Below are 13121 nucleotides of genomic sequence, written 5' to 3' on the forward strand. Positions count from 1 at the left end.
GCCCCTCCGCGGAAAGATTCTGGATTGCTTCGCTGCGCCCGCAATGACGGCGAAAGGCTGTACGGCCCCTCACGCCTCCGCCAGCACCTTCGCGATCGCGCGCAGATCCTGCCAGGCCAGCCGCTTGTACGACGGCGAGCGCAACAGATAGGCGGGATGGAAGGTCGGCAGCGCGCGAATGGTGCGCCCGCCCGTCTCGTAGTCGAACCAGCGGCCGCGGGTACGCATGATGCCTTCGCGGGTCGACAGCAGCGTCTGCGTCGAGGGATTGCCGAGTGTCACCAGCACCTCCGGATTCACCAGCTCGATCTGGCGCTGGATGAACGGCAGGCAGATTTGCGTCTCCTGCGGCGTCGGCGTGCGGTTGCCGGGCGGCCGCCAGGGAATCACGTTGGCGATGTAGGCCGTGGTGCGGTTGAGGCCTATGGCTCCTATCATCAAATCGAGCAGCTTGCCGCTGCGCCCGACGAAGGGCAGCCCCTCGATGTCCTCGTCGCGGCCCGGTGCCTCGCCGACGAACATGATGCGTGCCTGCGGATTGCCGTCGGCGAAAACCAAACGTGTCGCCGTGTGCTTCAGCGCGCAGCCGTCAAAGCTCTGCATCAGCTCGCGCAGCGCCTCCAAGCTTGGCGCGGTGCGTGCGGCCTCGCGCGCCGAGGCGATCGCGATGTCGGGCGCAGGTGCCGCCTCGCCGCGCATCACCGCGGGCGCGGCGACCGGCCGTGGGGCCTCGACTGGAGGTGGCGCGCGCGGGGCCGGAGGTGGAACATCCAATTCCGCCAGGCGGTCGATCGGTTCCTCCGCGAGCGTGCAATCGACTCCGGCCTCCAGATAGAAGGCGAGCAGCTCTCGGACCGTGGGTGCGGGTTCTGGGATCATCGGAAAGTCTGACTATTAGTCCAGTTTGGGGCGCCTTGCACCCCGGCGAAACGCATTTCCGAGGTTGTCCTACCCGGAAAAATCGGAAACAAGAGGGCGCAATCGACCAAGGACCGTCTCAAGGGCTGAGATCAGATGAGCACCGAAGAACTTCCCCCGCGCGAATCCATGGAATTCGACGTCGTCATCGTCGGCGCCGGTCCCTCGGGCCTGGCTGCGGCGATCCGGCTGAAGCAGATCAATGCCGATCTCAATGTCGTGGTGGTGGAGAAGGGCTCCGAGGTCGGTGCGCATATTCTCTCCGGCGCCGTGATCGATCCGGCCGGGCTCGACAAGCTGATCCCGGACTGGCGCGAGGATTCCGATTGTCCGCTCAAGACGCAGGTCAAGGACGACCGCTTCTTCTGGTTCACCGAGACCAGCGCGATCAAGCTGCCGAACTTCATCATGCCGCCGCTGATGGACAATCATCACTGCTATATCGGCTCGCTCGGCAATGTCTGCCGCTGGCTGGCGCGCAAAGCGGAAGCGCTAGGCGTCGAGATCTATCCCGGTTTTGCCGCGGCCGAAGTGCTCTATGACGACAATGGCGCGGTGCGCGGCATCGCCACCGGCGACATGGGGATCGGCCGGGACGGCAAGCCGAAGGACTCCTTTACCCGTGGCATGGAATTGCTCGGCAAGTACACGCTGTTCGCCGAAGGTGCGCGCGGCAGCCTGACCAAGCAGCTGATCTCGAAATACGCGCTCGACACCAAAAGTGAGCCGCCGAAATTTGGCATCGGGCTCAAGGAAGTCTGGCAGATCGATCCGGCCAAGCATCAGAAGGGCCTCGTGCAGCACGCGGTTGGCTGGCCCTTGAACAACAACACCGGCGGCGGCCTGTTCTTCTACCATTATGACGAGAACCTGGTGTCGATCGGTTTCGTCGTTCATCTCAACTACAACGACCCCTATTTGTCGCCATTCGACGAATTCCAGCGCGTCAAGAACCATCCGGCCGTCCGCGCGACGCTTGAAGGCGGCAAGCGGCTGGCTTACGGCGCGCGCGCCATCACCGAAGGCGGGTACCAGTCGGTGCCGCGGCTGAGCTTCCCGGGCGGTGCGCTAATCGGCTGCGCGGCCGGCTTCGTCAACGTGCCCCGGATCAAGGGCGTGCACAATGCCATGGGCACCGGCATGCTCGCGGCCGAACATGTTAACGTGGCTCTCGCTGCGGGCCGCGCCAATGATGAGCTGGTCGAATACGAGAACGGTTGGCGCGATTCCGTCGTCGGTAAGGACCTCTATCCTGTCCGCAATGCCAAGCCGTTGTTGTCGAAGTTCGGCACCTTCATCGGCGCCGGGCTCGGCATCTTCGACATGTGGTGCAACACGCTGTTCGGCGGCTCGCTATTTGGCACCCAGTCGCACGCGAAGCCCGATCGCGCGACGCTCGATCCGGCCAAGACCCACGCGCCGAGAACCTACCCGAAGCCGGACGGCAAGATTTCCTTCGACAAGCTCTCGTCGGTGTTCCTGTCCAATACCAATCATGAGGAGGACCAGCCGGTCCATCTCAAGGTCACGGACATGAACCTCCAGAAGACCTCCGAGCACGACGTGTTTGCCGGTCCCTCGAATCGCTATTGCCCGGCCGGCGTCTATGAGTGGATCGAGGAAGGTTCGGGCCCGCGCTTCCAGATCAATGCCCAGAACTGCGTTCACTGCAAAACCTGCGACGTGAAGGACCCCAACGGCAACATCACCTGGGTTCCCCCGGAGGGCGGCGGCGGTCCGAACTACGAGGCCATGTAGGCTGGGGTCAGCAAGTCACGATCCATGTGACCGAGGCCAATGTGACCAGAGTTGCGTGATCTTCGCCCTGTGACGCACGTTCGCGTGAGAACCCGGCCGCGGTCCCCGTGGTCACGATAAGGCCATACTGGCGGCGTCTTGGGGCGCTCTTGACGGGTCACTTGGCCGGTTTGTGCCGTGCGGAGGGGATCGCCCGGCCCGAATCCTTGCGGTGAAGCGCCAAAAGCGGCATTGTCGGCCTGACGGTTCCGGGTCCCCATGCCACCGGCCGCGTTCGCTTGCGATACGGCCTTCTGCAAACCCAGGCACTACCAACTCAAGGCGAGCCCCGATGCTTTCAAATCGTTTCAACCGTTGGACTGTTGCCGCCATTGCCCTCATGGGCTCAGCGATGGCGACGGTCCCCGGCGCGGTCCGGGCGCAGACGCCGGACCATCCGTCCGACACGGCGGCGCAGTTTCCGACCCGAAACGATCTGAAGGCGCTGACCACCTCCGGCAGCTATCTCGCCGCCCGCCACGCCAGCGTCGAGCGCGACGCGGCCTCCGCCGCTGCATTCTATCGCTCGGCCCTGCGCACCGACCCCAAGAACAACGAGCTGCTCGACCGCGCCTTCATCTCCTCGGTCGCCGACGGTGACATCGACGAGGCTGTCAAGCTCGCCGAGCGCATCCTGACCATCGACAAGACCAACCGCGTTGCACGGCTCGTCGTTGGCGTGCACGATCTCAAGTTCAAGAAGTACGCGACCGCGCAGACCAACATCAACCAGTCGATCCGCGGTCCGATCACCGATCTCGTCGCCACGCTGCTGTCGGGCTGGGCCGCCTATGGTGCGGGGGATGCCAAGGGCGGCGTCGCCACCATCGACAAGCTGGCCGGTCCTGAATGGTATCCGCTGTTCAAGGATCTCCATGCCGGCATGATCCTCGAACTCGCCGGCAAGGAGAAAGACGCTGGCACCCGGTTCGAGCGTGCCTACAAGCTCGACGATTCCATGTTGCGTGTCACCGAGGCCTATGCGCGCTGGCTATCTCGCAACAAGGACTCGGCCGCCGCGACCACGGTCTACCAGGCTTTCGACAAGAAGCTCGCCCGCCATCCGCTGATCGTGGAAGGGTTGCGCGACACCAAGGCCGGCAAGAAGATGCCGCCGCTGGTCGATAGCGCGCAAGCCGGCGCCGCAGAAGCACTCTACGGCATCGGCGCCACACTGACCCGCCGCGGCGGCGAGGATCTGGCGCTGGTCTACCTCCAGCTCTCGCTCTACCTGCAGCCCACCCATCCCCTGGCGCTGCTCTCGCTCGCCGATCTCTATGAATCGGTGAAGCGGCCGCAGATGGCGATCAAGGTCTACGAGCGGGTGCCGTCGTCCTCTCCACTCAAGCGCAACGCCCAAATCCAGCTCGCCATCGATCTGGATTCCGCCGACCGCACCGACGAGGCGATCAAGATCCTCAAGGGCGTCACCACTGAGGATCCCAAGGATCTCGAAGCCATCATGGCGCTCGGCAACATCGAGCGCGGCCGCAAGAAGTTCGGCGAATGCGGCGCGACCTATTCGCAAGGCGTCGACGTGCTGCCGGCCGGCAACGATAAGGCCAACAGCGTCTGGTATTATTATCGCGGCATCTGCGAGGAGCGCTCCAAGCAGTGGGGCAAGGCCGAAGCCGACATGAAGAAGGCGCTCGAGCTGCAACCCGACCAGCCGCACGTCCTCAACTATCTCGGCTATTCCTGGATTGACCAGGGCATCAATCTCGACGAAGGCATGAAGATGATCAAGCGGGCAGTCGAGCAGCGCCCGGATGACGGCTACATCGTCGACTCCCTTGGCTGGGCCTATTACCGCATCGGCAATTACGAGGACGCGGTGAAGAACCTCGAGCGCGCCATTGATCTCAAGCCCGAGGATCCCACTATCAACGATCACCTTGGCGACGCCTATTGGCGCGTCGGCCGCACGCTGGAAGCCAAGTTCCAGTGGGCCCACGCCCGCGATCTCAAGCCCGAAGCGGATGAGCTTCCGAAGATCGAGGCCAAGATTGCAAACGGTATGACCGACGACAATTCGAACTCCTCGGCTGCGCAGGCGGAGAAGGAGAAGAAGAAGGACGACGGCAAGGGCGGCTGAGTGAGTTGAAGTTGGGGGCGTGTCGTCAATGCCGGCGTTGATTGAAGAAGGGCGCGCGAAGGTCAATCTGAGCCTTCGCGTGGTCGGCCGTCGTGCCGACGGCTATCATGATCTCGAAAGCGTGGTCGCCTTTGCCGACTGCGCCGACCGGCTCACGCTGGAGCCCGGCGGCGAGCTGAAGCTCACCACGACGGGGCCGCTCGCCGCGGCCTGCGGCAATATGGCCGACAACCTCGTGTTCAAGGCGGCCAAGCTCCTGGCCGAAGCCGTCCCGAACCTGAAGCTGGGCGCCTTCGCGCTCGACAAGGTGCTCCCGGTCGCCGCCGGCATCGGCGGCGGCTCGGCCGACGCCGCGGCGGCGCTGCGGTTGCTGGCGCGCCTCAACGATCTGTCGCTCGACGACGCCCGCCTCCAGAAGGTTGCGCTTGCGACCGGCGCCGACGTGCCGGTGTGTCTGTTCTCGCGCGCCTGCGACATGACCGGTGTCGGCGAGCAGCTGCTGCCCTTGATGCTGCCGAGCATGCCCTGCGTGATGGTCAATCCACGCGTGCCGGTCGCGACAAAGGACGTGTTCCAGGAGCTGGGCCTGCGCAACGGCGAACTCCTGGTCGGCGCCACGTCCGTCTTCGACGGCCCGGCCTGGCCAGGCGAGGGCGCCTCCATCGCCGACTGGATCGATACTCTCGAGACCGTCGCCAATGATCTCGAAGCGCCTGCGATGCGCATCAAGCCGGTGATTGGCGACGTGCTGGAAGCCTTGCGTGGCTCCGCCGGCGTCAAGCTCGCCCGCATGTCCGGCTCGGGGGCGACGTGCTTTGCGATCTATGGCGCATCTGCCGAGGCGCATGCCGCCGCCGAGAATATCCGCAGGGATCATTCCGGCTGGTGGGTGCACTCGGGAACGCTGAGCTAGACCTGCAATGACGCGGATGTTGCGGAGCTAGCCCGCAGCGTCCTCGCCAAGCCCGAGAAACCGCCGGATCTCACCCAACACCTCCTGCGGCTTGTCATGCTGCAGCCAGTGTCCGGCCCCTGCAATGGTCTCGACGCGCGCCTGCGGAAAGTAGCGCTCCAGCCCCGCGGCCCTCGCGCCAGCCAGAAAGCTTTCGCCGGCATTCAAGAGCAGCGTCGGACAGGTGATGCGCGACCACAGCGCGATGTGATCGTCCGGCCAGAGCCGGTGCGGCGCAGAGGCGCGCTGGTAGGGATCGAACTTCCAGCTATAGGTGCCGTCCTCGTTCTGCCGCGCGCCGTGGGTGGCGAGGTGCAGCGCGAGCTCGCGAGACAGCCGCTTGTTGTGAAGGACCATCTGCGCCGCCGCGTCTTCGAGGGTCGAATAGCGGCGCGGTGCGCGGTCGTGCAACTTGTCGAGCTGACCGATCCACTTGCCGATCCGCTCATGCACCGGCGGTTTTGGTGTATCCGGCAACATCGTCACGCCGTCGAGCACGACCAGCTTCGAGACCTGTTCGGGGAATGCCCCTGTAAAGATCAGGCTGACCATGCCGCCCATAGAATGGCCGATGAGAGTGACTTGAGGCGCCGCGATGGCACGGACGAGCTGGGCCAGATCGTACACATACTCCGTCAGCGCGTAGCTGCCGCCCCTGGTCCAGTCGGAATCGCCGTGACCGCGCAGGTCCGGTGCGAGCACGTGAAAATGCGGCTGCAGCGACCGGGCGATGACGTCCCAGCTCCGGCAGTGATCGCGGCCGCCGTGAACCAGGATGGCGACCGGCGCGCCGTCGTTGCCCCAGTCGGCATAGTGCAGCCGCAGGCCGTGAGACTCGTAAATGCGGCTTTGCGGGGCGGGCATGGTGGCGCTATCCATTCACGGGCCGCCGCGCCAGTGCGAGCGACAGGCCGAGCCCTGCGATGAAGACGCCGGAGCCCTGGGTGAGACGTCGCATCAAATGCGGGCGTCCGATCAACTGCGTACGTGTCGCGGAGGCCATCAGCACCACCACGATATCGGCGAGCGTGTTCAGCGTCACCGAGAGCGCGCCCAACGTGATGAATTGCAGTGTCGGGTTCGATCCCGCCGGGTCAAGGAACTGCGGAATGAAGGCGAGGAAGAAGGCGGCGGTCTTCGGGTTCAGCGCCTCGACCAGCACGCCGTCGCGAAAGGCGCGCTTGTCGCCGACGGGCTTGCTGTCGAATGACGGCGCGCGGCTGGCGCTGCGAAAAGTCCTGATGCCGAGCCAGACGAGATAAAGTGCGCCGACGAATTTCACGGCGGCAAACAGCTCGGCGCTGGCAAGAATGATCGCGGAGATGCCGAAGCTGCCCGCGACCACATGAACCAGCCCGCCGAGTGCGGTGCCCGCGGTCGATGCAAAACCGCTGCCGCGCGCTTCCGATAGGGTCCGTGCCGCGACGTAGAAAATGCCGGGGCCGGGAACGGCGGCGATGAGACAAGCGGCGGCCAGGAACAGCCAGAAATTCGTGTTGATCATCCTGCTTTGGTAGCGATGCTTGCCGCGATTGCAAGGCCCGTCGACTAAGGCCCGTCGTTCAGCCCATCCGGCGGAAGATCACGCTGGCATTCACCCCGCCGAAGCCGAACCCGTTCGAGATCGCGTGCTGCATCGGCATCGGTCGCGCCACACCGGCGACGATGTCGATGCCGTCAGCGGCGGGATCAGGGTTTTCGAGATTGAGCGTCGGCGGCGCGATCTGGTCGCGCAGGGCGAGCGCGGTGAAGACCGCTTCGAGGCCACCGGCGGCGCCGAGCAGATGCCCGGTGGCCGATTTGGTCGCGCTCACCGCGATGCCGCGGTGGCGGCCGAATAGCGCGGCGATGGCGCCAAGCTCGCTCTCGTCGCCGGCCGGCGTCGACGTCGCATGCGCGTTCAGGTGCTGTAAATCCGCGGGCGCAAGCTTGGCCTGCCGGAGCGCGATCTCCATGGCGCGCCGGGCGCCGTCGCCGTCAGGCGGACCCGATGTCATGTGATAGGCGTCCGCGGTCGTACCGTATCCGACGATCTCCGCGATCGGCCTCGCGCCGCGCGCCAATGCATGCTCCAGCTCCTCGATCACCAGGATGCCGGCGCCTTCGCCCATGACAAAACCGTCGCGGTCGCGATCGAACGGGCGCGAGGCGCGGGCGTCATTGAATCCGCTCGACAGTGCGCGGGCCGCCGCAAAGCCGCTGAGGCTGACGATGTCGATGCAGGCTTCCGCGCCGCCGCAGATCGCCACATCAGTCTCGCCCGCGCGGATCATGCGCGCGGCATCGCCGATCGCCTGAACGCCGGCAGCGCAGGCCGTGACCGGTGTGCCCAGCGCTCCCTTGTAGCCGTATTTGATCGAGACGTGGCCGGCGGCGAGATTGGCGAGGAAGGAGGGGATCGTGAACGGCGACAGCCGGCGCGGGCCGCGCTGTTCGGTGATGCGCACCGCCTCCGCCATTGCCGGAAAACCGCCGACGCCGGAGGCGATGATCGTCGCAGTTCGTTCCTGCGCCGCCGCGTCCTGCGGCGTCCAACCGGCCTGCGCAACCGCTTCCGCGGTGGCGAGCAGCGCGAACAGGATGAAGCGGTCCATCTTGCGCTGGTCTTTCGGCGCGGCGGCCTGCGCGGGATCGAAGCCGCCCTCCGCGTCATCGGCCTTGTCGGGCACGAGGCCGGCAATACGTGCGGGCAGCGCCTGCGACCATTCCGGCAGCGGGCGCAGCCCGCTTTGGCCGGCCAGCAGCCGGCGCCACGAAAGTTCGACACCGCAGCCAAGCGGCGACACCGCGCCCATTCCCGTCACGACGATACGACGCATGTCAGTCTCCAGCCGGCGCGACGGCCGGGTTCATGGCTTTGAGCGAGGTCAGCCGTTTACGCATGACACGGCTGGCGCGGGGGCCTGCGACGACGACCGCATTGGTGAGCGTGATCGGCTGCATGTCGGCGGCATCGACCACGACCGGATTGAACGGACGACAATCGTGCCGGTTCGCGAGCAGGATCGCTTCGCCCATCGGTGCGAGATGCTTGTTGCCCCAAGCGAGCAGGGTTGCGACCACGGGGAAGAAGTCCCGGGCCTTGTCCGTCAGCACATATTCGTAGCGCGGCGGCCGTTCATTGTAGCGGCGGCGGACGAACATGCCGCTTTCGGTGAGATGGGCCAACCGCCGCGACAGGATGTTCGGCGCGATCCCGAGGCTTTGCGAAAATTCGTCGAACCTCGTTGCGCCCTGGAATGCATCCCGCAGGATCAAAATGCTCCACCATTCGCCGACCGTCTCCACGGCGCGGCCGACCGGACATTCCTGAATGGAGGGGGATTTGGGCTGCATGAGGGGAAGGTAGGTGAGTAGCTTGCAAAATGCAAGTTAGTAGGCGAACCGTTAGAACACTCCGACGGAGGTGTGCCGCAAGATGGCGCACAGGATTTGAATGCAAGTTGGAAGGCGGCCCTCGCACACCTAGCTCGTCATTGCGAGCGAAGCGAAACAATCTAGAGTCCCTTTGCGGGAAGATTCTGGATTGCTTCGCTGCGCTCGCAATGACGCTGTTAATGCGGTGGTGGCGCGTATCTCAACGATGTCGTCCCGGCGAAGGCCGGGACCCAATAGCCACGACTGTTGTTGTGGTGCACGATGGTTGCTACAGGCGCTAAGACAACGCTGACCGAGGTAATGGGTCCCGGCCTTCGCCGGGACGACACTGAGGGTGTGGCTACCAGCAAGCGCTAAGGATGCAGGTAGCTAATGCGACCGAGCCAGGCAGAACGCCACGACCTGCTCCAGCGCGCTCTTCATCGGCGAGGACGGGAACAGCGCCAGCGCGTCCACGGCCATGGCGCCGTAGTGCTGGGCGCGGCTGCGCGTGTCTTCGAGCGCGCGATGCTTGTTCATCAACCCGATGGCGTGGTCGAGGTCGGTGTCGCCGATCTCACCGCGCTCCAGCGCGCGGATCCAGAAGGCGCGCTCGGTGTCGTTGCCGCGGCGGAAGGCGAGCACGACGGGCAGCGTGATCTTGCCCTCGCGGAAATCGTCGCCGGTGTTCTTGCCGAGCTTGGCGCTCTTGCCGCCATAGTCGAGCACGTCGTCGACGAGCTGGAAGGCGATGCCGAGATTCATGCCGACCGAGCGGCAGGCGGTCTGCTCCGCCTTCGGGCGGTTGGCGATCACGGGCCCGACCTCGCAGGCGGCCGCGAACAGCTCGGCGGTCTTGCCGCGGATTACGGCGAGATATTCGTCTTCGGTGGTCGCGGTGTTCTTGGCGGCGGCAAGCTGCATCACCTCGCCCTCGGCGATGGTGGCGGCGGCCGCGGAGAGAATGTCGAGCGCGCGGAGCGAGCCGACCTCGACCATCATGCGGAAGGCCTGGCCGAGCAGGAAGTCGCCGACCAGCACGCTCGCCTCATTGCCCCAGAGCATGCGCGCCGACAGCTTGCCGCGGCGCATCTCGCTCTCGTCGACGACGTCGTCATGGAGCAGCGTGGCGGTATGCATGAACTCGACGCTGGCGGCGAGTTTGATATGGCCGTCGCCGGTGTAGCCGGCGAGGTTGGCCATGGCCAACGTCAGCATCGGCCGCAGGCGCTTGCCCCCGGAGGAGATCAAATGGTTGGCGACCTCCGGGATCATGGTCACGTCCGAACCGGTCCGCGACAGGATCGTGGCGTTGACGCGCTCCATGTCACCGGCGACAAGGGCAACCAGCTCTTCGATCGACGCGCCGGGAGTTTCGAAAGGTACGATGACGGCCACGCCGGTCTCCAATATTTGCCCCGGAAGGGCTATTCTGATGGAAAGACAATAGAAACTGGACGGGGATGCGGCAAGGGCCGTGGAACCATTGACATTTGGCGCTTAGTCCCCGTTAGGCAGGAGGCTGTGTTTTGCGAGAACTGGTTCGGACCAACGATATGGTGCTGGTGTCGGCGATCGGCGCGCTGCTCGACGGCGCTAACATCCATCATCTGGTGCTGGACCAGAACATGAGCATCATCGAGGGCTCGCTCGGCATTTTGCCGCGGCGGATCCTGGTCCACGAAGACGACGCCATCGAGGCCCGGCAGCTTCTGACCGAGGCCGGCCTTAGCCACGAACTGCGCGGCGATGAGTGAAGCCCTGGCAGACCTCACCGAGGACGCCTTCCTCGGCGGGCAATTGCGGCTGAAGCAGAAGCGGTCTGGCCATCGCGCCGGGCACGATGCCATTCTGCTCGCGGCGGCGACGGAGGCGAGGGCGGGCGACCGCGTGGTCGATCTCGGCGCAGGTATCGGCACGGCCGGGCTTGCGTTGGCGCGGCGCGTTGCCGGGATCAGGCTCGGCCTGGTCGAGATCGATCCCGAGCTGGCGGAGCTTGCGCGCGCCAATGCGGCAGCGAATGCGATTGCCGCCGAGACGATCGTGCTCGACGTCACCGCGGACGCGCAGGCCTTCGCGGCCAGCGGGCTCCCGCCCAACAGCGTCGACGTGGTGCTGATGAACCCGCCCTTCAACGATCCCGCTCGTCATCGCGGTTCGCCCGATCAGGCGCGCCAGATCGCGCATGTGGCGACGGATGAGACGCTGAATGCCTGGGTGCATGCGGCGCGGCGCATCCTCCGATCGCATGGCGCGCTGACATTGATTTGGCGCGCAGATGGGATCGCTGAGGTTTTGGCGGCGCTGTCGCGCGGCTTCGGCAGTCTCGCGATTCTGCCGGTTCACGGTGAAGCCGGGCGGCCCGCGATCCGCGTGCTGGTGCGCGCGGTCAAGGGCGGCAGGGCCCCGGCGCGATTGTTGCCGGGCCTCATGCTCAACGAGGAGTCACGCGTGTCGAAAAAAGAGGTGATGGATATTCTGGAGGGAAGGGCGGTTCTACCCCTGGTGGAACCGTGCTGAGCTATTGCGGAAGCGATTCCGACTGCTGCTCTTGCGGAGCCGTCAGGCGGATCGCCATGAACAGCGCACCGATCAGCAGCATCAGCAGATAGATTTTCATGGTGTTCTCCGCTGGCCATTGCAGCCTCTCAATTCTGCAAAACACGTTCCGGGCCCTTCCAATGACAGTCGCGTGATAAGAAACGGTTAATCAGAGGTAACGGCATGGCCGAAAAATTGAACGATCGTGAGAGTTCCGGCCTGGCCGACAAGCTCATGCAATATCTGCCGGCGCGCTTCCGTCCCGGCACGGCCGTGGTGCCGGTGGTGCGGCTGTCCGGTGTGATCGGCGCAGTGACGCCGCTGCGCCCGGGCATGACGCTCGCGACGGTTTCGCGGGTTCTGGAGCGGGCGTTTTCGACACGCAACGCCAAGGCGGTGGCGCTGGTGATCAATTCGCCCGGCGGCTCGCCGGTGCAGTCGCGCCAGATCTATCTGCGCATCAAGCAGCTTGCGGCGGAGAAGAAGCTGCCGGTGCTGGTGTTCGTCGAGGACGTGGCGGCCTCGGGCGGGTACATGATCGCGTGCGCCGGCGACGAGATCATCTGCGATCCGTCCTCGATCCTCGGCTCGATCGGCGTGGTCGGCGGCAGTTTTGGTTTCCAGGAGGCGATCAAGCGGCTCGGCATCGAGCGGCGCCTCTACACCGCCGGCGCGCACAAGGCGATGCTCGATCCGTTTCTCCCTGAAAACCTCGACGACGTCGCCAAGCTCAAGGCGCTCCAGCGCGAGATCCACCAGATCTTCATCGCGCTGGTGAAGGAGAGCCGCGGCGCGCGGTTGAAGGGCTCCGACGACACCCTGTTCACGGGCGAATACTGGGCCGGCGAGAGTTCGATCGCGCTGGGGCTCGCCGACAGCATCGGCGATCTCCGCTCAACTCTTCGTGCCCGCTATGGCGAGAAGGTTCTCACCCCCGTGATTGCCCAGCCGACCGGTCTGCTCTCCGGCCTTTTGGGCCGGAAATCGCCCGGCGCGGGGCAGCTTTCCGCCATGGAATCAATGGCCAGCCTGCCGGACGACCTGATCTCGGCGGTCGAGACGCGCGCGATCTGGGCGAAATTCGGGTTTTAGACGGAGCCCCTCCGCGCCATTTGGCCCCAAGGAGACTTGAAGCCGTGCCAATTGCGGCGCGGCCCGGTCTGCGCAAGAATGCGCGTGGGGGCTGAGCATTGTGAACAAGGAACGACCGATGCCGCCGTTCGTCGCATTCGCGGGCGTCCTGGGCGGGCTTGCCGTGGTCCGCTGGGCCTACAAGACCGCCGTCAGGATCAACCAGGAGCTGGAGGAGATGCGCCTCTCGCGCGTCGCCGAAGCCGCCCATATGGGGGCCGTCCAGACGCTGAAGCAGGATCCCGTCACCGGAGCCTATCGGCCGGGTTAGTTGCTGCAGACGTCATGGCCGGGCTTGTCCCGGCCATCCACGCCTTGTCTCACCGCACG

13 protein-coding genes are annotated in these 13121 nt (G+C 65.2%); 7 read left to right on the top strand and 6 right to left on the bottom strand.

Annotated features, from left to right (window positions below; translation table 11 throughout):
* Positions 1 to 69 precede the first annotated feature (69 nt).
* Positions 70 to 879: a uracil-DNA glycosylase gene (locus IVB13_RS21640; RefSeq protein ID WP_018454908.1), complete on the bottom strand. Its 810-nt coding sequence runs from the start codon at positions 877 to 879 to the stop codon at positions 70 to 72.
* Positions 880 to 1014: 135 nt separating this feature from the next.
* Here IVB13_RS21640 and IVB13_RS21645 point away from each other — a divergent pair, with 135 nt between their 5' ends.
* The 3 genes from IVB13_RS21645 to IVB13_RS21655 all read left to right on the top strand — a co-directional run bounded on the left by IVB13_RS21645 (position 1015) and on the right by IVB13_RS21655 (position 5723).
* A complete protein-coding gene (locus IVB13_RS21645) occupies positions 1015 to 2676 on the top strand; it encodes an electron transfer flavoprotein-ubiquinone oxidoreductase (RefSeq protein ID WP_018454907.1) in 1662 nt (553 codons plus the stop codon).
* 331 nt (positions 2677 to 3007) lie between these two features.
* On the top strand, positions 3008 to 4810 hold the full coding sequence (locus tag IVB13_RS21650; RefSeq protein ID WP_026232840.1) for a tetratricopeptide repeat protein: 1803 nt from the start codon (positions 3008 to 3010) through the stop codon (positions 4808 to 4810).
* Between the two features lie 28 nt (positions 4811 to 4838).
* The gene (locus IVB13_RS21655; RefSeq protein WP_018454905.1) at positions 4839 to 5723 is read left to right on the top strand and encodes a 4-(cytidine 5'-diphospho)-2-C-methyl-D-erythritol kinase; all 885 of its coding nucleotides are present in this window, start codon (positions 4839 to 4841) and stop codon (positions 5721 to 5723) included.
* Between the two features lie 27 nt (positions 5724 to 5750).
* Here IVB13_RS21655 and IVB13_RS21660 read toward each other — a convergent pair whose 3' ends face one another.
* The 5 genes from IVB13_RS21660 to IVB13_RS21680 all read right to left on the bottom strand — a co-directional run bounded on the left by IVB13_RS21660 (position 5751) and on the right by IVB13_RS21680 (position 10517).
* Entirely contained in the window at positions 5751 to 6626 is an 876-nt protein-coding gene (locus IVB13_RS21660) for an alpha/beta hydrolase (protein ID WP_247299542.1), read from the bottom strand.
* Between the two features lie 7 nt (positions 6627 to 6633).
* Positions 6634 to 7266: a LysE family translocator gene (locus IVB13_RS21665; protein ID WP_247490371.1), complete on the bottom strand. Its 633-nt coding sequence runs from the start codon at positions 7264 to 7266 to the stop codon at positions 6634 to 6636.
* 58 nt (positions 7267 to 7324) lie between these two features.
* The gene (fabF, locus tag IVB13_RS21670; protein ID WP_247490373.1) at positions 7325 to 8581 is read right to left on the bottom strand and encodes a beta-ketoacyl-ACP synthase II; all 1257 of its coding nucleotides are present in this window, start codon (positions 8579 to 8581) and stop codon (positions 7325 to 7327) included.
* A gap of 1 nt (position 8582) precedes the next feature.
* Positions 8583 to 9098, bottom strand: a complete 516-nt coding sequence (locus IVB13_RS21675; RefSeq protein WP_018454901.1) for a helix-turn-helix domain-containing protein — start codon at positions 9096 to 9098, stop codon at positions 8583 to 8585.
* A gap of 411 nt (positions 9099 to 9509) precedes the next feature.
* Positions 9510 to 10517, bottom strand: a complete 1008-nt coding sequence (locus tag IVB13_RS21680; RefSeq protein ID WP_007594965.1) for a polyprenyl synthetase family protein — start codon at positions 10515 to 10517, stop codon at positions 9510 to 9512.
* Positions 10518 to 10648: 131 nt separating this feature from the next.
* Here IVB13_RS21680 and IVB13_RS21685 point away from each other — a divergent pair, with 131 nt between their 5' ends.
* From IVB13_RS21685 to IVB13_RS21700, 4 genes are all read left to right on the top strand, one after another.
* Positions 10649 to 10876: a DUF2007 domain-containing protein gene (locus IVB13_RS21685; protein WP_007607161.1), complete on the top strand. Its 228-nt coding sequence runs from the start codon at positions 10649 to 10651 to the stop codon at positions 10874 to 10876.
* Positions 10869 to 11639: a methyltransferase gene (locus IVB13_RS21690; RefSeq protein ID WP_247490375.1), complete on the top strand. Its 771-nt coding sequence runs from the start codon at positions 10869 to 10871 to the stop codon at positions 11637 to 11639. Before IVB13_RS21685 ends, IVB13_RS21690 begins: the two co-directional genes overlap by 8 nt.
* A gap of 204 nt (positions 11640 to 11843) precedes the next feature.
* On the top strand, positions 11844 to 12752 hold the full coding sequence (locus tag IVB13_RS21695; RefSeq protein ID WP_247490378.1) for a S49 family peptidase: 909 nt from the start codon (positions 11844 to 11846) through the stop codon (positions 12750 to 12752).
* A gap of 118 nt (positions 12753 to 12870) precedes the next feature.
* The gene (locus tag IVB13_RS21700; protein ID WP_085352613.1) at positions 12871 to 13062 is read left to right on the top strand and encodes a hypothetical protein; all 192 of its coding nucleotides are present in this window, start codon (positions 12871 to 12873) and stop codon (positions 13060 to 13062) included.
* Positions 13063 to 13121 lie beyond the last annotated feature (59 nt).

The organism is Bradyrhizobium sp. 17 (assembly GCF_023073515.1).
Taxonomy (GTDB): Bacteria; Pseudomonadota; Alphaproteobacteria; order Rhizobiales; family Xanthobacteraceae; genus Bradyrhizobium; species Bradyrhizobium canariense_D.